Source organism: Paenibacillus sp. FSL H3-0469, assembly GCF_038051945.1.
Classification (GTDB): domain Bacteria; phylum Bacillota; class Bacilli; order Paenibacillales; family Paenibacillaceae; genus Paenibacillus_AQ.
Genome location: NZ_CP150302.1, coordinates 5948938 through 5967342 on the forward strand (window position 1 = coordinate 5948938; position 18405 = coordinate 5967342).

Genomic DNA, 18405 nt, shown 5'->3' on the forward strand with positions numbered 1-18405 from the left:
TGGAATGGACTTTCGGTTAAGACTTGATGGTGCTTTAGATGAAATTTATGAACCTCTATGGAAGTTACAGATTCAGCTCACAGATGAAGAAAAAGCGCTGCTCCGAAGCAAGAAGGTGCGGCGGCTTCATTACATTCGGCATGGCGGAGCTTCTTTCATTAATACCCACCATACCTACAGCCGCTTACAGCATACGTTAGGTGTGTTCGCGCTTATAGCGCATTTTGAGCCGGATAATCGTACGTTGCGGGCAGCTGCATTGCTGCATGATATCGGGCATGCGCCTTTCAGTCATACACTAGAATCCCTTCCAGGCGTGGATCATCATGAATGGACTCGGGAGGCCGTGTTTTCAGAGGAGATCGTTGACATCCTAGCCCGTGCGAATATTCGTACAACAGAGGTTATGGACTATATAGATGGATCAAAGCGGAGCCTATTGAGGAACAAGGACGGAATTCTTCATGCAGATCACCTGGACTCCTGGGTCAGAAGTGCATTTGTCGGCGGTTATCTGACTATTTCGACTGGGGAACTTTTAGAAGCGATGAGCTATAGAAATGAAAATCTCCAGTTCACACTGGAAGCCGGCAAGCAGGTCACTGAGCTTATATGGAAAGAAGCCCGTATGCACGCTTCCCCGGCTAATATCGGCGTAAACGCGATCATGAGGAAATTGGCTGGCCGCTTAATACATAAGAATGAATTCGAAGCAGCTAAGTTGCCCGTCATGACGGATACGCATATTGAGCAGTTGCTTTGTAGTAATCCAGACACACGGGAAGAGTATGAGCAGTTGCTTATGGAATCATGGCGAATTTGCGTGTCGCGGGCAAAGCCTGCTTTTCCAGTGGAGACGGCAGTATTGAGTAAGCTCTATCTCGCAATGCCGCTCATCCAAGATGTTGTAACTACTGAGTATTCGCAAGACTGCCTCGGTATGATCAACCAACTTACAGAGCTGCTAGGCACCTACTACGTTTGGTGGGAGTGTTAATATATGATGAATCACGAGAATTTAACTTGAAAATTAGTAAATAATTGATTAAATTCACAATGATGCTAAACTTAGTAACAGTCCTGCAATTAAATATGGAGGGGTTACATGGTTATAGTTATTATCATTGCGTGCATAGCTCTCTTAGGTATAGCCAGTATTGATGGGAGATTGAAGAAACATTTAGAGAATGATGAACGCATCATTGATAGGCTTGATATTTTAATTAATATTCATAAGGATAAGGATAAGGATAAGATTGAATAAATGCAGATTAAAATCCCATGATAGAACGGATTTTCTTCGATAATCTATGGTGTCGGGTGAGTGACATGGATGGCTGTCAAGGAACATTAGTCAATAAACCAACAATAGTCTTGGACTTTTTTTGTCTAAGATATATGTTGGTTTTTATATTGGAACCGTGAATACGAGCCCTTTTGGAATTCGCTAGTGAACAGTTTGCGTCAATAGTTCACTGGTCCACCCTTGTGAATAATGTACAAAATGAAATTAAGCTGACTGGAAGTTCAGCCCAATAGAAACTTTTATGAAGTGTATTGTATATTGTTATATTTGTATATTATAATGAACAAAAGGAGGTGCTATTTCTTGAATGCTATACACATCAGGATAGGAAACAACCTGCAGCGTATTAGAAAGAATAGGCAGTTAAGCTTAGATAAGCTCGCTGATTTAACAAAGGTTAGTAAAGGTATGCTTCATCAAATTGAGCGGGGAGAAACGCAGCCCACAGTGACAACCGTGTGGAAAATTGCTACTGGACTCAATATTTCGTTCTCATCTCTACTTAAAGAGGATGACGCAGTAGTATCCATTGCAACTCGAAAAGAAATTCCAGATTTAACAGAAGACAATGGAAAATGTAGAGTGTACTTACTGTTTCCGTTTGATCCGCAGACACGTATTGAAACGTTTACGATTATTCTCAGCCCTAGTTGTAACTATGTTTCATTCCCGCACAATGATGGGGTTCAAGAGTATATCACGGTCACCTCTGGAGTGTTTAATTTACAGATTAAGGATGAAATATACGTCTTACAAGAAGACCAGGCTATAAAATTTACAGGCAATGTTGAACACCGTTATATCAATAAATCGGACGAAGATGTGACGATACAAGTGATTATGCATTATATGGATTCTTAATTGCATGTAATGATTAAGGAGGAATGCACGTTGACAAGTCAACTTAAAGATAGTGCCCAACAGGTTCAAAACAAACTATTGGAGCTGGGGTATGCAAATAAAGTTGTAGAACTGCCTGACAGTACACGAACTGCACAGGAAGCTGCCGATGCGATAGGTTGCGAGGTTGCACATATTGCGAAGTCCATTATCTTTCGGCTCAAAAATGACGATAAACCCTTATTGGTTATAGCAAGCGGAGTAAACAGAATTAATGAAAAACAAGTTACCAGCCATCTGAATGACAAATTGGGAAAAGCTGACGCTGATTTTGTACGTGAACACACAGGATTTGTTATTGGAGGCGTACCGCCTTTAGGACATAAAGAGTCAATCCTCACTTTTATTGATGAAGACTTGTTACAATACAGAGAGATATGGGCTGCTGCCGGACATCCAAGAGCAGTGTTTCAATTAACACCCGAAGAATTAATTCAAATGACAAAAGGACGAGTAATCAGTGTAAAATAAATTCGTGTTTACCTTTCTGTTAGCTCGCTAACGGGTAGCCTCCAAGTTCGGGCAGTGCAGTTTAGTTTTATTCAACTTCCACCTGGTCTTTACAGATGTTCGTTTGTATAATTATTCCATGCGCAGCCAGTTACGAGGAGGAATTAATTATGCACATCCAGACAGAACGACTCATCATCACTGCTTTTAACCAGGAAAATTACATAAAAGTATCAGAAACGTATTCTGTCAGAAATCATATCATCAACTATTTAGATAAGCTTAAAGGAGACCCTGGATTGTCGGGCTGGGGTGCGTGGTTTGTAACCTTAACAGATAATCATCAAATTATCGGCGACATTGGTTTTAAGGGAAAGCCTGATCATCAAGGGATTGTAGAAGTGGGGTTTGGCATTATTCCAGATATGCATAATAAGGGGATAGCCACTGAGTCGGTAGGAGCTATTATAGAATGGGCCTTATCTTCAAAAAAAGTCCAAAAAATTATGGCCGAATGCCTTATCGATAACATTCCATCTATCAGAGTTTTGGAGAAATTGAATTTTACACGAACCGGAATAGAGAACGGAATGATTAACTGGGAATTACTAAATATGCACTAATTTATCGTTATGCAGAATGACTTACGATGGATTAAAATAGAAAAGAGATCCGGTGCGAATGCCAAGCTCCCATGAAATTCCCGGGAGTTTCGCACCTCAGAATTTGTCGAAAGTCTATAAATATGAGGGTAGTCTTGATAAGTCAAGGGTGGTCTTATATCTTTTCAAGAATAGACTTAGGAGCCAGATAGTGAATTAATACGGGAAAAGCATGGTTTATGCTTTTTTTCGCTGTCGCACTCTACGTGAGTGCGTGGATTGAAATTTTTCATTAATTCTACTCAATGAAAATTAAAGCGGGTCGCACTCTACGTGAGTGCGTGGATTGAAATTCCGATCCGGGAAAAGCGGACAAGTTTGCACGGGAGTCGCACTCTACGTGAGTGCGTGGATTGAAATAGTAGCCCATCCAGGTACTGCGTGCGGCTAAGGTCGCACTCTACGTGAGTGCGTGGATTGAAATCATTAATTGGACTCGCGCTATCTTCCCAGCGATTCGGTCGCACTCTACGTGAGTGCGTGGATTGAAATATAACACTAGTTGGGATCTATCCTATGTGCAATGTCGCACTCTACGTGAGTGCGTGGATTGAAATGTCATAGTTCGACAACGCTTTCAGGACTAGTATGGTCGCACTCTACATGAGTGCATGGATTGAAATTCCGAGGACTTGGGTCGATCGGCAAGTGGAGCGGCGTCGCACTCTACGTGAGTGCGTGGATCGAAGTATCTAACGAGTTGATGTCCATGAGAGGTTTTGTAATCGTTGTTTTGATTTTAGTTGTGGCTTTGGATTCTTCAGGAAGAAGAGGTGAATCCGCTTGACCCTTCAAGCTGTATTTGTGGATCGAGATGGGACCTTGGGCGGGAACGGCCATTTCATCCACCCCCGGGATTTCGAATTATTTCCATACTCACTAGAAGCATTGCAATTATTAAAAAAACATGAAATCCCAATCATCGCCCTAACGAACCAACACAACATATCTAAAGGACTTGCTACAGAATTAGACTTTAGGAATGAATTTGACAGTTACGGATTCTATTCTGCATACATATGTCCCCATGAGCCTGAAGACGGCTGTGTATGCCACAAGCCGCAACCTGGGATGCTTCTGCAAGCGGCAACCGATCATGGATTAGATTTAACCCGGTGTGCTGTGATTGGCGATGTGGGTTCAACCGATATGCTTGTGGCCGCAGCAGTGGGGGCCATAAGAATTCTGGTAGAGACAGGCTGGGGGCTGCAGTCTTTGAATAAGTACCGTCACCTGTGGTATGAGCAAGCAGCACCGGATTATATTGCGAAGGACCTCCTGGATGCGGCAAAATGGTTAATTAACACAATAAAGCGGACCACGCCTGAGTAGAGCGCGTTGTCCGCTTTGTTTCGCTGGTGTCCCTCGGTTATTGCAAATTTTCCGGGTTGAACTCCTTTAGACGGATCAAAGGCTTTTTCCTCTGAGTTCCTTTTTTCGTTGTGGTATGTCCTTGTTCGTCGGTTCTCCGCTCTATAAATTGTCCGGTCAGATAGTTAATGTCATCCTCGTCCGCTTGATCTATGGTGGTTGCTCCTGTAAAGTAGCTACCGCTCGTGTAACCGATCAAAAACCAATCCTTGTCTTGATACCGGAATCTATATTTGTTATACCATCTCCAGTTGCTCCCCCCATAATCGCTAACCAGTACAGATCCCCTATTAATAGTAATGCTCTCAAAAGGATCGCCCCAAACTCCGCCCTCATCCGCCCGCAAAATGACATTTTTGGCGATGATGGATAGGGTGTACGTATTATTTTTGCCTCCAAATGCGAGTAAGAGTGACCGTGGAGACGCCTCGTCCTTAACCGTATCCTTCTCAATGACCGTTGCGAGATCTGAGATCCCGTCTTTATTCAAATCTCCTTTGGCGATAGCCTTTTCTCCCAGGACAGGCTCTAAAATGTGCCAACCTGCCGGAATTAGTGCATTGATGTTATTTACTTTGGCCTCTGGTTTTGGGGTATGGGATGGCGCTGCTTTCGCCTCCGCAGTTTGAAGTTGAGAAGGATCAGTACACCCCACTATGTAGCTTAAAAGGGCAACAATACCTACGGACCTTACTATTAGTTTTTTCATCGAGTCAGATTCCCTTCCTCTTCATGTGTTTCAGCGTAATAATTACCTTTACCACCCTTAGTATATCGAATGACTTGATGAACTTGTAATACCTTGCACGCAACAAAAAAACTACAATATTGAGAGATTTATAGTTATGCAGAATTACTTGCGATGAATTAAAATAGAAAAAGAGAATCGGTGCGAATGCCAAGCTCCCATAAAATCCCCGGGGGGTTCGCACCTCAGAATTTGTCGAATTTCTGACAGGTTGATAGTGCTAGTTGAATGTCAAGGTGTGATTCATACTTATCTGATATAATATTAAGGGAAAAGAAGTGAAACGATAGGGGAAAGGCATTAGTTATGCTCTTTTCCGCTGTCGCACTCTACACGAGTGCGTGGATTGAAATCATTTACTCATTTCACCCGCTCCTTGTCGTACCAGTCGCACTCTACACGAGTGCGTGGATTGAAATCTTATCACGACAAAAAGCGCCAATCGATTGATTTAGTCGCACTCTACACGAGTGCGTGGATTGAAATTTACAATAGTGAATTGTTTTTGATACCAGATGCTCGTCGCACTCTACACGAGTGCGTGGATTGAAATAAAGAAGTCTTTATTGATAGCCAAGATAGCGAGTCGCACTCTACACGAGTGCGTGGATTGAAATGGAATTAATCTCTTCAGTTCATCGCCCATACTTTCGTCGCACTCTACACGAGTGCGTGGATTGAAATGATATCTCACCAAAGAAACTCGGACAGACCAAGGAGTCGCACTCTACACGAGTGCGTGGATTGAAATAATATTTTTTTATGTACATATGCGCGCCACAATCATAGTCGCACTCTACACGAGTGCGTGGATTGAAATGTTGATCTGGTTGATCCGGGAACATACGAGAAGTCGCACTCTACACGAGTGCGTGGATTGAAATGTATAACAGCGTGCGTCCGAACGGTGAGCGTCTGGGTCGCACTCTACACGAGTGCGTGGATTGAAATCTGAACAAATTGACAGAGCAATTGGCGACAGGAGGGTCGCACTCTACACGAGTGCGTGGATTGAAATCTAAACACAAAAAATATCTATTAGAGAGACACGGTCGCACTCTACACGAGTGCGTGGATTGAAATAACCCATTGGGTGATACCAGAGATTTGTGCATTTGTCGCACTCTACACGAGTGCGTGGATTGAAATTGAACGCAGATACACATACTTCTCCGTAACCTTTGTCGCACTCTACACGAGTGCGTGGATTGAAATGTAACTCCCAAGACTTTCATTAGATTGAAATACCAGTCGCACTCTACACGAGTGCGTGGATTGAAATAATTTCATTCATGAAGAATGATATCGCCTTACTGTCGCACTCTACACGAGTGCGTGGATTGAAATGTCTTTCGGTCGGTGGTGACGGCTGAACGGTGTGATCTCGTCGCACTCTACACGAGTGCGTGGATTGAAATCTGCAGCAGCTCCGGGAACACAATCGGCGTGCCGTCAATGTCGCACTCTACACGAGTGCGTGGATTGAAATAAGGTGTACGAGTGGAATAGGCCGGACGGGATATAGTCGCACTCTACACGAGTGCGTGGATTGAAATCTGGCCCGGCTAATGGTAAAAATGATAACTCCGAGTCGCACTCTACACGAGTGCGTGGATTGAAATAACTGCTCAAAGACAGTAATTGTGTTAGTCAAGTAGTCGCACTCTACACGAGTGCGTGGATTGAAATCTCAAGGGGAAATACTTTGGGGGTTAAAGCACTTAAACGATTTGACTTACTGTAAAACGGATAATAACGAATACGGTTGGGTCCCAGCTTTTTATTTATCTGACTTACACGAATCTGGTTAACTCCATCTTATAAATAAAAGCACTGAATATCTGCGCAGCCGCAGGATTCAGTGCTTTTTTAATCATAGGCTATTCTATCCGGCGTACCTCAAATAAATCATTAGGGCTGATCTCGAAATAGAGACATAGCTTCATAATTAGTTCTGCTGATATTTTCTTTTTATCCATGTTGGTGTTATGCACTAATTCCATAATTGTTGTTCTTCGGTGTCCGATTTCATTGGACAATTTTAGTACTGAGATATTGTGTACCTTTAAAATTTGGTCGAGTTTACAATGTAGCGTATATTTATCAAATTCCATAGGGCTCCTCCTAAATAAAATGGTTGCACTTTAAAGGTGCATAATGTATATTGTTGATATAGAAGTTGAACTTTAAACGTGCAGTTCCCTTGAGGCAATCAAATGGAGGATGCTCTATGCCCAAACGTCGCCCTCGTAAGCTTAACACTCAAGCTATTCTTGAAATTTTCCGTAAAAACATAGTGTGGCCAGAACTTCAAGGATTACCTGATAATATTCACTACTATCACCTCACTGATGCACTGGGGCGTAAATGGCAGACCATCGGTTGTCATGTTACGGATGCGATTAAGGTTTTCAAAATGGGCGCTTACCCACCTTGGACAATGATTATTGAAAAAGCACCTGACAAGCCTGATATTACATCCCAAGAGTTGATAGCGATCCTGAATTGTGATGATAAAGCGTTGATTAGTGACATGCAAATTATTTTAAACACACCAAAAAGATGCAATCAGTTTATAAATACTATTGTTAACGTTAATCATTATAGCATTTTTCAGTGTTATATGAGCTGAAAAATGAGTATCTGTTAAATGATTCAATGCCCAATTCAGATTTTGAAGCTCTGTATAAAATAAATCCAATTGAGGCGTTATCGCGATTTTACTTGGAAAATGTAGATACGTTGGATTATTGGGATTGGCTGCAATCTGGAGGTATGGCCGAGTTAGCTGTTCATTTCAGATCCGAGAATCCTACGCTAAGTTTTATACAAGCTATCGAAAAGGCTGAGCGGAGTAACAACAATACATAGACTTCTGAGCTAGGAGTGAGCTAATTGGTTTGCAGAAAATAAGTGGTGGAGTAAGATAGGAGGGAGGGCTGGTGCGAATGCCAAGCTCCCATGAAATCCCTAGGGGTTTCGCACCTCAGTATTTGTCGAAACTCTAGCAAACAGTGAGTAATCCTGAGAAGTCAAGGGTTGATGTATATCTTATCAAGATTAGAGTTAGAGGAAACATAGAGAATTAATACGGGAAAAGCATAGATTATGCTGTTTTCCGCTGTCGCACTCTATGTGAGTGCGTGGATTGAAATCGCTTGAATATCAGAGCAAAATTGCAGAAGCAATAGTCGCACTCTATGTGAGTGCGTGGATTGAAATCTGTAGAAGACCTGTAACTTCCTTTTTAAACGGTCGCACTCTATGTGAGTGCGTGGATTGAAATTGTAATATCTACAGAGGTTGAGCGAACATAATAGTCGCACTCTATGTGAGTGCGTGGATTGAAATCTGCAGTAGTATAGATGGACACTATTCAACGGGTCTAGTCGCACTCTATGTGAGTGCGTGGATTGAAATGTCATACATATCAATGATGTGCAGAAAATATGGAGTCGCACTCTATGTGAGTGCGTGGATTGAAATAGCGAAGAAGGAAATTATAGAATTGACTACGAAAGTCGCACTCTATGTGAGTGCGTGGATTGAAATTCACAAACGAAGAGAGGGCTTTGCTGGAGGCTGTTGTCGCACTCTATGTGAGTGCGTGGATTGAAATTTAATAAATGGTAAATAAAATGTAAATCAAATCTTGTCGCACTCTATGTGAGTGCGTGGATTGAAATACTACTCAACGCAGCTCGCTGGCCTGATCGCTGGTCGCACTCTATGTGAGTGCGTGGATTGAAATTCCGTGGCTACGTCCTCATCGCTCTTGTCTTCGATCGTCGTACTCTATGTGAGTGCGTGGATTGAAATACCAAAAGCTTTCAGGTCTGTATCAATTGCCTCCCAGTCGCACTCTATGTGAGTGCGTGGATTGAAATAACTCATTTGATGTGTCCATAGGAGATCTATAGGTGTCGCACTCTATGCGAGTGCGTGGATTGAAATATGTGCGTGTCAAAGGTGATGGTATACTTGGTGTTGTCGCACTCTATGCGAGTGTGTGGATTGAAATTTAAGATGGCTCTAATCGGAGAGGATAATATCTCAGTCGCACTCCATGTGAGTGCGTGGATTGAAATATCGTCGCGTTTTCAGATGCGCGAGAGAACGTTGGTCGCACTCTATACGAGTGCATGGATTGAAATAAAATGCTACTCACAAAAGGCCATACGTGATCTAATAACGATCCATCTATGAGAGTACGTGATTGAAATAATGTACACGATTTTCCTTTGAAGTCTGTTCTCAAAGTATTACTTTTTACGAGTGCATTGGTTCAAGGAGTAGTGCAGTACTGAATGTATTATTGTCTTGCAGAATATTAGCCATAGAGTAAAATAGGAACGAAGGTAGGTGCGAATGCCAAGCTCCCATGAAATCCCCGGGAGTTTCGCACCTCAGAATTTGTCGAAACTCTACGGAAATATGATAGTACTTGAAAAGTCAAAGGTTAACATATGTTTTTTTGAGAATAGAGTTAGAGGAAAGAGAGTGAATTAATACTGGAAAAGCATAAGTTATGCTGTTTTCCGCTGTCGCACTCCGTATGGAGTGTGTGGATTGAAATAAGAAACTACGAGATATTGAAATCATTTTAGCGGGTCGCACTCCGTATGGAGTGTGTGGATTGAAATAGGAGAGGAGACCAGAATATGGGCGAAGCAAATCGGTCGCACTCCGTATGGAGTGTGTGGATTGAAATATACGGGTAATCGAAGCCTTGATCCCGCGGCCTAGTCGCACTCCGTATGGAGTGTGTGGATTGAAATTGTTTTAGTGGATGTGCTGCAAAGTTCGGCGCTTGTCGCACTCCGTATGGAGTGTGTGGATTGAAATACATCAGTCATTGGACTGTTTATGCCGTATATTGTCGCACTCCGTATGGAGTGTGTGAATTGAAATCTCCCGCGTATGCCCGCCGGCAGATTGTATCGTCCGTCGCACTCCGTATGGAGTGTGTGGATTGAAATGTAAGATTGGAAACCTTGGCGTTTGTCTTGTCCGTCGCACTCCGTATGGAGTGTGTGGATTGAAATCACGTGGAACAATCCATATGATTTTGATAGTACCGTCGCACTCCGTATGGAGTGTGTGGATTGAAATCATCTGCTCTTTAGTGAAGATTTTGACATACAGGTCGCACTCCGTATGGAGTGTGTGGATTGAAATTACTGATGCGGATTAGCATCTATTACGCACCGAGTCGCACTCCGTATGGAGTGTGTTGATTGAAATATACTTTGTTTGATCAGACGGAACACTCATAATCGTCGCACTCCGTATGGAGTGTGCGGATTGAAATATAATGATAGTCCGTATTTGCATGGTGACGTCCAGGTCGCACTCCCTATGGAGTGTGTGAATTTGAATGGATGAACCTGTTCAAATCTTTAACACCTTTTAGCCACAATCAGAAATGGAGTACAGTATGAACACAAGAGCCCCTATCTTCTCGCTAGAATACTTACCGTTACTTATTCGGCTTAGAGCTAAGGAGAATGCTCGCTTGCCCGCCTTCCTTGGCTCAACGCTTCATGGTGTGACAGGGTGGGCATTAACTCAGCATTCTTCAGAATCCTACAGGTATGTGTTTGAGAATCGACGATGGGGTGGAGCGGGGCAGGATATCGTGAATCCTTATATCATTGAGCCGCCTAGGCCGAGAAGGGTATATGCTGCTGGCGATCTCCTTTGCTTCAAGCTGATCCTTTTAGGCGATGCTATCCGTTATGCGCAGCCGATTGTTTCTTCCCTCGTGCAAGCGCAGCGTTTTGGTATCGGAGCAGAACGTAAGCCGTTTGAGCTTACAGATATTTTGCAGGGGGAGCAGTATGGGGGGATCTGGAGAAAAGGTGAGCTGGATATGGATGCGGCGATCCCGGAGAATATTTCAGTTCATGCTTTGCAAGAGCCTGCTTCCTGGTGCTCTGTGCATCTGGTGACGCCTCTTCGTATTCGTCGAGGGGGAATGTTGGTGCAGAATATCGATTTCCCTACTATTATCCGAAGTATTACGAGAAGAATCCAGTTGCTGAATGAGCGTTACGGCGGTTCTATGAACACAGAGGCAGCGACGAAGGTGTGTGAGCTTGCGGGTGAGATCAGTCCCGAGTCTAAGGGATTATTCTTGCATGAGATGCATAGATACTCCAGCCGAAAGAAGGAATCCTTAGATTGGAGTGGTATGCTGGGTGCTTTAACCTTCTCGGGCGAGCTGTCCCCCTTCATTCCCTGGCTGAATGCTGCGCGCATTTTGCATATTGGCAGGAACTCCACCTTTGGATGTGGGCAGATGGATGTAATCTATCGGTGAAAAGTATAGCAAGTGACAAGAAATGCTATTTGGGCTATAGCTCAGACAGCATTTTTTTTATATGGGAATTTCAGGAGCAGTGATATACTATTCGTAGTTTCAAAATTTTGGACATCAACGAAGGAGTGCGAAGCCGTGCCAAAGGAATTATCTCCTGAAGAAGAGCGAAAAAAGAGAAAGCTGATTACCAATGTGACAGCGAATTACAAGCAGGTAGAGAAATCTATTGTGAATCAGCTATACATGAAGCATGATCTGCATGGTACGACAATAGGCTCCGAACGTGAGGTGATCTGGTCTCAGTTATTTGAGATGATAATTCCGAGGAAATTTGTCATAGAGTCTTCTGTATTTATTATTGATTCGATTGGCAGGGTGTCGAATGAAGTAGACTTTGCCATTCTGGATGAGACTTACACTCCGTATATTTTCCGTTATGGCAGAATAAAGTTTATTCCCATTGAGGCCATTGCGGCGGTCATTGAATGCAAGAGCCAGAGTCTAAAACCCAAATACATTAAAAATTGGGCAAAAAGTATTAAATTATTGGAAACCTCTGATCGTTCTATTGCCCGGATTAACCCGGGTATAGCTTTAGGCGTGGATGGGGTAGCCTCCCAAAAGTCCACCCGTCCGCTCCGCATCCTCTGTGCATTGCGGGAAAAATGCAATGAAGATATCAAACAGCATTTTGACTTCACGCTGCTTGCTTCCAAGGAGGAGGGTCAAGAGGAGCAAATTGAGATTGCATATCGAACGGATGAGGAATCGGAGGGAACACTGTTCGACTGGTTTAAAAGCCTTAATTTCCATAGAGTAGAAATGGACAGCGTTTTTGGAGAGACAACAAAGAAAAATCTGGGAAATGCCTCACTTGCAAATTATGAAGTATTGGATGGCAATGGGAAGAATATTTCCCTTATGACTTTCAATTTTCAATTCAACCAGCTCTTAATGTTAATCAATAATCCGATTTTGTTCCCCCATCAAGCATATGCCAAGTTATTCAGCGCTAAGAAAGGGGAAGAATAACGTGGAACAATACGTGGTTGCCGTTCAAATGGATAAGGTGCAATCCTTCCTATATGATGTGCTTCAGGCCCAGATTCAGCAGAAACAGAGCAATAGCGGAACGTTGAAGGAAATCATGGGGGCTTCCCGGTTCATCTCCGAGCAATTCTACAAGGACATCGGTTTGATCGGAGAAAAAGGGGAATTCTTCGGGCATATTGACTGTGAATTGCTGAAATGCTCCGGGATGTGTATATTTGTCACCCATCTTTCGAAGCAGGAGATTGCGGTTAGGCTGAAGAGCTTGTTTGAGATGTATTACGAGAAATTCAGCGGGAAGCTTTTCATGAAATATGTATATTTTCAGCGGGCGGACATCGGCAATAACGAGCACTACAAATTAGAAGCGATTCGTGTGAGCAAACAAAGACTGAATGAAAAAGATTGTACAAATTCAATGATCGAGCAAAATCGGGAGAAGGTATTCCGATTCCACCCTTCTTCTGAGAAGTTGGAATTCGGGTTGACGCCGCTCAGTGCAGAACAGCCTGATGTATTCTCTGACACCATCAACAAGCTGTACTCGGAGCAAGAGGAGCTTAACGAGAACCATTTTCGGATTGCGGTGATTAAGGCGGATCTCGACGGGATGGGGGATCGGTTCAAGCAGATTCAGAGCTATGAGACGTATAGGCAGGTTAGTGAGCTGCTATCTAAGTACATAAGCATTGATTATTTGAGTGAAATTGCCAAGAAGTATAGAGACAATGATGGGGAATTCAGGCTATTTCCGCTGTATATTGCAGGGGATGATATTTTCTTTGCTGTCCCTACCTCCAAGCTGTTAGACGGCATTAACCTGTGCACAGAGATATTGAAGAAGATCAATCAGGAATTTCAGGAGATTAATGAAGTAAGCAAGGAGCAGCTTCAGCCGCTGTCCGTGAGTATAGGGGTTGAGTTCACTTTCAATCGTGAGCCTATCCGATACTACTATAAACGTGTGCAAACGCAGCTTGATTATGCCAAAAGTCAACCGGGTGTAGAGCCGTATTCGGGCATCGTTGCCTCGAATTGTGTGAAAATCAGTATAAACGAACATGTGCTGTATCGTTACGATCTGCCTAAGGATGAATCAGCGAAGACGGGCCATTCACGCACCCCGCGCAATTCCAACAATGGGAAAAATCCACTTGAACTATTCAAGAAACATCATGCGGACAAAAACCAATGGGGGCATTTCGTTACACAGGTCAAACGGTTACAGGCTGCGATGGACGAGGGCTTTGCAGCGCATCACTTTTTCTATGGACTGCTTCACAAAATTACTGATCCTGAAGTACGCAAAAGCCCTGTGAAATACAGCAATGCTGTGCTCTACCATGTTATTCCGCAATATCTGGGCAGCAGTAACAACAAATTAAGAGAGACAGAGCTTCTTGTATTGGAATCGTTGCTCAAACAGGTAATGGTCAAGAAAGCAGGGAGTTCAAAAGGTGAACTCCTATTTGAAGAGAAGCAACAGCAGCAGCTTGAGAAATATGTCCGGTTGTTGTTACTATTCTCCGATCCAAGATTTAAGATTATGCAGCATACTGATTCGAAGGACAGGGGACAAAAACGTAAGGATTTTGAAGTCAAACGGGTGAGAGGTACGGTGTTTAACAAAACCTTACGATACTTGTTCGAGAAGAACCTTGGAGGATGGAAGGATCGTGACCGCTTTAGAAGTATTTTTGTCGAGTTTGACAAATATAGTGTTGCACCAGAAAACATTAAGAATGAAAAGAAGAGCAGAAATGGAGCTAAGACCAAAGGTCCATCGACGGTTGAGGTATACCGTACGGTGCGTTTATCCAGTTCTATGCTGCATCGCATCAAATCTATCCATGATATGAAAAGAATTGCGGACATGATTGCAGATACAGATGAAAGGCTCAAGGAAGACTTTGAAGCTCTTAAAAAAATACGAGAAGAGGAGCATAAGGCTCCACCTGGGCTTTTTTTCGATAAAGATGAATTCTTACGAATGGCCAAGAGGTTCTGGAATCAGGATTATGTAGACTCTTTGTTAATCTTCCAGCAGTTACGAGAGCAGTTGATTCAATTCAAGACTCATTCATCGGCGGATAACAAGTCAGGGGGAAAGTGAAGTATGGAGAACAGTAGAGATAAATTAACAGGGCAGAAGATTTCAGTCAAAATAACAACACGCTCCAATCTGTTCATTGGCGGGTCGCCATCTACGTTCCAGATCGGTGGTGTAGATCTATTTACTGTGACGAATGAGAAGGACTTGCCGTATATCCCGGCTTCTTCGCTCAAAGGGACTTTGCGCCAGATTGTCCGGGAAATGCTGAATGGTTATTCCGATAGTTCAATCATTGCGGAAGCTTACAGACAATACTTAAAGAGGCTTAGAACTGAAAGCAGCGAAGAGTGTAAGAAGTATGGCATAGGGGAAGATCGGATTAAACGTATGCAGCAAAGGTACGATAAGGTTATCGATGAGGCCAGCGCCGAGTATCTATTCGGTATTGAAGGGTTCAACGACACACCGAAGCTGCTGTTTAATGATCTGCTTCCGCTCGCTGAAGAGAGTCACAAAGAGAACTGGTTCTCTATAGATTCCAAGAATAATATAGAAACCAGTGTTTCGACGAAGGACGGTTCCAGTTCACCTTTGGTTGTGGCGAATCCCCGGACGTATAGAACTGTGCGTCCAGGGGTCGCTTTTACCGGAGATATCTTGTTCTATAATTTCGGGAAATTAGATGCATTGAATGAAGGATCAACACCAAATTCGACTATAGCGTCTCTTAGTATGCAGTTCATCCAAGCGGCGCTGGATCAATTCAATTCAGGAATGTATCGTTTGGGCAACTCTGGAAGCAGGGGATATGGACGGATAGAGGTCGAGTGTAGCGGGGAGGACTCCTTGTATGGCTGACTGGGTGTATTACCGGATTGATCTGGATGTACAGGGGGCAATAACTCAACTTCCAGATTCACAGAAAGTATTAGGGGCTTTGATCCACCGGTTCTCAGAGACCTATTCTTCCGCAGAAGCTACTCAATTGGTACAAGCTATTAAAGAGAATACGGTACCTCTCACGTTATCCAATATTCTGCCACGCGGTTATCTCCCTGTTCCTCATACGGAACTGCTGGATCAATTAAGCAGACAGAGCATGGATAGCAAGGATAGGAAGGCAATCTATAAGGCAGTGAAGAAACGGCTGTATGTGAAGGGAGCACAGCTTGAGGAGATCATGAGCGAACCTCAACGTGCAGCCAATATTTATCCCTATATATCCAGTAAGTTTACACAGCAAATTCATGCCTCCATTGACAGCAAGCGTTACAACCTGCCGGGCCTTGACCCTGACCTGTTCTCAGTGCCTGGAGTAATTATACAAGAGGTTCGTTCAGAACAAACGAAAGAATTGGTACGCGAATATTCGTTCTATACGGCGATAGAACGAGGGACTGAAGGAGAGCGGCTGCTTGACATGTTGAAGCTCGAAGCAAACAGAGCAGGCAAGTTCGTGCTTGGAGCGCGCGGCTCGCAAGGATTGAATACATTCATTATTAAGGATGTTCAAGAGGAGATGAGTGTAGAGTCGAATGCAGCCGGTTATTATTTGAATATGGGGATGCTGCTGCCGGGACAGATTAGCTTTGACAAGTCCAGTCTCAAGCTGTTTACTTCAGAGCGTAGACCCTATAATCCGCCGGGAGGCTGGGACAAAAACCATCATGAAGGCCAATTCATCAGCTTCATCGAACAGGGGAGTATCATATATGCACCTGAGGGAGTCGGCCACGCCGGAGAATCTATCCCTTCCCCTTCGTTCACAAGGGATATTGTGTTTGGAAATGCCTTGTTATACCCGGTAAGCAAGGAGGAGACTTCCTGAGATGTCATTCAAAAAATATAAATATCAATTGGAGACGGTGTCATCGCTCATCCTGTCACCGAGGGATCATGAAGGATTGTATTTGGCAGCCAGTGATTTCCAGAGCGAACAGATCGCAAAACATATCTCGACGAACGAAACAGACAAGAATGCTGTTGGTCGGATTAAGATTATCTACCCTTTTTATCAATATGGAACCTATTCCTCGTATCAACCAGATAGCACAGATTACTATATTCCGGGTTCGTCTATTAAAGGCAGCTTGCTCTCCAAAAGTGAACAGAAGCTTGCGAGGGAGTTGATGGTCGACGATGTACCGATCAAGGGTACAGATTTAAGACTAACTCAGCTTCAAAAGTTGCAATATCTCTCACCAGACAATGGTAATGCAACGACGCTTGATCCCTTTTTTCCGAATGTTGCGGTAGAGAGTCTGCTGGCCGAACGTACATATACCGGGGAAATGTTCTGTAAGGAGCACATCCGTACCTATCTGCAAGCGGCTCAGGAGAGAACAACGGCAAAGCTGTCCCAGTTACATGTTAAGTTAGCAGCAGTCCTTGAAAGAAATGAAATAGATGAAAAAACCAAGCCAAAGGTTATTCAACTGAAGGATAATGTCCAGATGATTATGGAACGGAGTCGTGAGCGTTGCTTCCTGTTGCTCGGCGGGTATAAAGGTCTTTCGTTATCAGGACCGTTTGAACAAGGAAACAAACCAGTAGATTTCGGCGCGGTGGATACCGCAGTATACATGGATTGCTCCAGCTATCTTCCCCACGGAATCGTGGAAATTTCGGAATGTCACGAAGTGCTTTAAGGCAGGTGGGAATGTGAAAACCTTAGGGGAATGTGCGCATTCTTGAATAGACAAGTTAGTAAACATGTCTTTTCAGATATAAAGTTAATGCTTTGACGGTGGGGGTTATATGGATTAAATAGTGATTAATTCCTTTTTTTGACTTCGCACTCTATGTAAGTGCGTGGATTGAAATAGGGATGCGGCAGCGTACGGGGACGGGTTCCATCGTCGCACTCTAACGAGTGCAGTAATTCAAGGAGAATTATTATTGTAGTGCAAAATATCGTCCTTGCGTAAAATAGGAACAGAGAGCCGGTGCGAATGCCAAGCTCCCATGAAATTCCCGGGGGATTCGCACCTCAGAATTTGTCGAAACTCTGCTGAATTATGATCCTACTAAAAAAGTCAAGCATTAACATATGTTTTTTCGAGAATAGAGTTAGAAGAAAGAGAGTGAATTAATACGGGAAAAGCATAGGTTATGCTGTTTTCCGCTGTCGCACTCTACATGAGTGCGTGGATTGAAATGTGACCTTGAGGTGCTGGAGGAGTTCAAACGGCGTCGCACTCTACATGAGTGCGTGGATTGAAATAAATTGTGTATTGGGGGGCTGTATTGCTGGGCTGGGTCGCACTCTACATGAGTGCGTGGATTGAAATCGGTGGCGGATCGGTCAAGAGAAGTACCGCAACCAAGTCGCACTCTACATGAGTGCGTGGATTGAAATCTTGAGTAGCTTAAGCTCAACCTGGAATAGTTGGTCGCACTCTACATGAGTGCGTGGATTGAAATGGAACAGCTACATCAGGAGCAGCCGTAATTGTATGTCGCACTCTACATGAGTGCGTGGATTGAAATCAGATCAACATACGGGCGTACCCGGTGACATGGGTCGCACTCTACATGAGTGCG

15 protein-coding genes and 5 CRISPR repeat arrays (1 of these 20 only partly in view) are annotated in these 18405 nt (G+C 43.5%); of the genes, 13 read left to right on the forward strand and 2 right to left on the reverse strand.

Going from position 1 to position 18405, the window contains the following annotated elements:
- Positions 1–4: 4 nt before the first annotated feature.
- The 6 genes from NSS83_RS26005 to NSS83_RS26030 all read left to right on the forward strand — a co-directional run bounded on the left by NSS83_RS26005 (position 5) and on the right by NSS83_RS26030 (position 4650).
- Positions 5–997, forward strand: coding sequence for an HD domain-containing protein (locus tag NSS83_RS26005; RefSeq protein ID WP_341346806.1), 993 nt, complete (start codon positions 5–7; stop codon positions 995–997).
- A gap of 108 nt (positions 998–1105) precedes the next feature.
- Positions 1106–1264 carry a hypothetical protein gene (locus NSS83_RS26010; protein WP_341346807.1) on the forward strand — a complete coding sequence of 53 codons (159 nt, stop codon included), beginning with the start codon at positions 1106–1108 and terminating at the stop codon, positions 1262–1264.
- Between the two features lie 345 nt (positions 1265–1609).
- Positions 1610–2167 carry an XRE family transcriptional regulator gene (locus NSS83_RS26015; RefSeq protein WP_341346808.1) on the forward strand — a complete coding sequence of 186 codons (558 nt, stop codon included), beginning with the start codon at positions 1610–1612 and terminating at the stop codon, positions 2165–2167.
- 30 nt (positions 2168–2197) lie between these two features.
- Positions 2198–2677, forward strand: a complete 480-nt coding sequence (locus tag NSS83_RS26020) for a YbaK/EbsC family protein (RefSeq protein ID WP_341346809.1) — start codon at positions 2198–2200, stop codon at positions 2675–2677.
- A 149-nt stretch (positions 2678–2826) separates the two neighbouring features.
- Positions 2827–3279 carry a GNAT family N-acetyltransferase gene (locus tag NSS83_RS26025; protein ID WP_341346810.1) on the forward strand — a complete coding sequence of 151 codons (453 nt, stop codon included), beginning with the start codon at positions 2827–2829 and terminating at the stop codon, positions 3277–3279.
- Between the two features lie 233 nt (positions 3280–3512).
- Positions 3513–4008: a CRISPR direct-repeat array (repeat unit 32 nt; unit sequence GTCGCACTCTACGTGAGTGCGTGGATTGAAAT).
- A 93-nt stretch (positions 4009–4101) separates the two neighbouring features.
- Positions 4102–4650, forward strand: a complete 549-nt coding sequence (locus NSS83_RS26030; protein WP_341346811.1) for an HAD-IIIA family hydrolase — start codon at positions 4102–4104, stop codon at positions 4648–4650.
- A 37-nt stretch (positions 4651–4687) separates the two neighbouring features.
- On the opposite strand, the gene NSS83_RS26035 is transcribed toward NSS83_RS26030, so the two are convergent.
- Both NSS83_RS26035 and NSS83_RS26040 read right to left on the reverse strand, forming a co-directional pair.
- Positions 4688–5398 (reverse strand): hypothetical protein, encoded by a 711-nt coding sequence (locus NSS83_RS26035; RefSeq protein ID WP_341346812.1) that lies wholly within the window; start codon positions 5396–5398, stop codon positions 4688–4690.
- Positions 5399–5758: 360 nt separating this feature from the next.
- Positions 5759–7126: a CRISPR direct-repeat array (repeat unit 32 nt; unit sequence GTCGCACTCTACACGAGTGCGTGGATTGAAAT).
- 191 nt (positions 7127–7317) lie between these two features.
- Complete coding sequence (locus NSS83_RS26040) at positions 7318–7551, reverse strand: helix-turn-helix transcriptional regulator (protein ID WP_341346813.1); 234 nt, start codon at positions 7549–7551, stop codon at positions 7318–7320.
- Positions 7552–7667: 116 nt separating this feature from the next.
- Here NSS83_RS26040 and NSS83_RS26045 point away from each other — a divergent pair, with 116 nt between their 5' ends.
- From NSS83_RS26045 to NSS83_RS26075, 7 genes are all read left to right on the forward strand, one after another.
- The gene (locus NSS83_RS26045; protein ID WP_341346814.1) at positions 7668–8069 is read left to right on the forward strand and encodes a hypothetical protein; all 402 of its coding nucleotides are present in this window, start codon (positions 7668–7670) and stop codon (positions 8067–8069) included.
- Positions 8070–8560: 491 nt separating this feature from the next.
- Positions 8561–9591: a CRISPR direct-repeat array (repeat unit 32 nt; unit sequence GTCGCACTCTATGTGAGTGCGTGGATTGAAAT).
- 389 nt (positions 9592–9980) lie between these two features.
- A CRISPR array of direct repeats spans positions 9981–10816; the repeat unit is 33 nt; unit sequence GTCGCACTCCGTATGGAGTGTGTGGATTGAAAT.
- Positions 10817–10874: 58 nt separating this feature from the next.
- Positions 10875–11759, forward strand: coding sequence for a CRISPR system precrRNA processing endoribonuclease RAMP protein Cas6 (cas6, locus tag NSS83_RS26050; RefSeq protein WP_341346815.1), 885 nt, complete (start codon positions 10875–10877; stop codon positions 11757–11759).
- Positions 11760–11894: 135 nt separating this feature from the next.
- Entirely contained in the window at positions 11895–12791 is an 897-nt protein-coding gene (locus NSS83_RS26055) for a DUF6602 domain-containing protein (protein WP_341346816.1), read from the forward strand.
- Between the two features lies 1 nt (position 12792).
- Positions 12793–14922 (forward strand): hypothetical protein, encoded by a 2130-nt coding sequence (locus tag NSS83_RS26060; protein ID WP_341346817.1) that lies wholly within the window; start codon positions 12793–12795, stop codon positions 14920–14922.
- 3 nt (positions 14923–14925) lie between these two features.
- The gene (locus NSS83_RS26065) at positions 14926–15720 is read left to right on the forward strand and encodes an RAMP superfamily CRISPR-associated protein (RefSeq protein WP_341346818.1); all 795 of its coding nucleotides are present in this window, start codon (positions 14926–14928) and stop codon (positions 15718–15720) included.
- Complete coding sequence (locus NSS83_RS26070; protein WP_341346819.1) at positions 15713–16690, forward strand: hypothetical protein; 978 nt, start codon at positions 15713–15715, stop codon at positions 16688–16690. The genes NSS83_RS26065 and NSS83_RS26070 overlap by 8 nt, the downstream gene beginning before the upstream one ends.
- 1 nt (position 16691) lies before the next feature.
- Positions 16692–17510, forward strand: a complete 819-nt coding sequence (locus tag NSS83_RS26075) for a hypothetical protein (protein WP_341346820.1) — start codon at positions 16692–16694, stop codon at positions 17508–17510.
- A gap of 478 nt (positions 17511–17988) precedes the next feature.
- Positions 17989–18405: a CRISPR direct-repeat array (repeat unit 32 nt; unit sequence GTCGCACTCTACATGAGTGCGTGGATTGAAAT); it runs 1274 nt beyond the window's last position.

Bases quoted from the DNA above. Each gene is read 5' to 3' on its own strand.
- NSS83_RS26005 (WP_341346806.1), top strand. From the start codon at position 5: ATGGACTTTCGGTTAAGACTTGATGGTGCTTTAGATGAAATTTATGAA.
- NSS83_RS26010 (WP_341346807.1), top strand. From the start codon at position 1,106: ATGGTTATAGTTATTATCATTGCGTGCATAGCTCTCTTAGGTATAGCC.
- NSS83_RS26025 (WP_341346810.1), top strand. From the start codon at position 2,827: ATGCACATCCAGACAGAACGACTCATCATCACTGCTTTTAACCAGGAA.
- NSS83_RS26035 (WP_341346812.1), bottom strand. From the start codon at position 5,398: ATGAAAAAACTAATAGTAAGGTCCGTAGGTATTGTTGCCCTTTTAAGC.
- NSS83_RS26040 (WP_341346813.1), bottom strand. From the start codon at position 7,551: ATGGAATTTGATAAATATACGCTACATTGTAAACTCGACCAAATTTTA.
- NSS83_RS26045 (WP_341346814.1), top strand. From the start codon at position 7,668: ATGCCCAAACGTCGCCCTCGTAAGCTTAACACTCAAGCTATTCTTGAA.
- cas6 (WP_341346815.1), top strand. From the start codon at position 10,875: ATGAACACAAGAGCCCCTATCTTCTCGCTAGAATACTTACCGTTACTT.
- NSS83_RS26065 (WP_341346818.1), top strand. From the start codon at position 14,926: ATGGAGAACAGTAGAGATAAATTAACAGGGCAGAAGATTTCAGTCAAA.
- NSS83_RS26070 (WP_341346819.1), top strand. From the start codon at position 15,713: ATGGCTGACTGGGTGTATTACCGGATTGATCTGGATGTACAGGGGGCA.
- NSS83_RS26075 (WP_341346820.1), top strand. From the start codon at position 16,692: ATGTCATTCAAAAAATATAAATATCAATTGGAGACGGTGTCATCGCTC.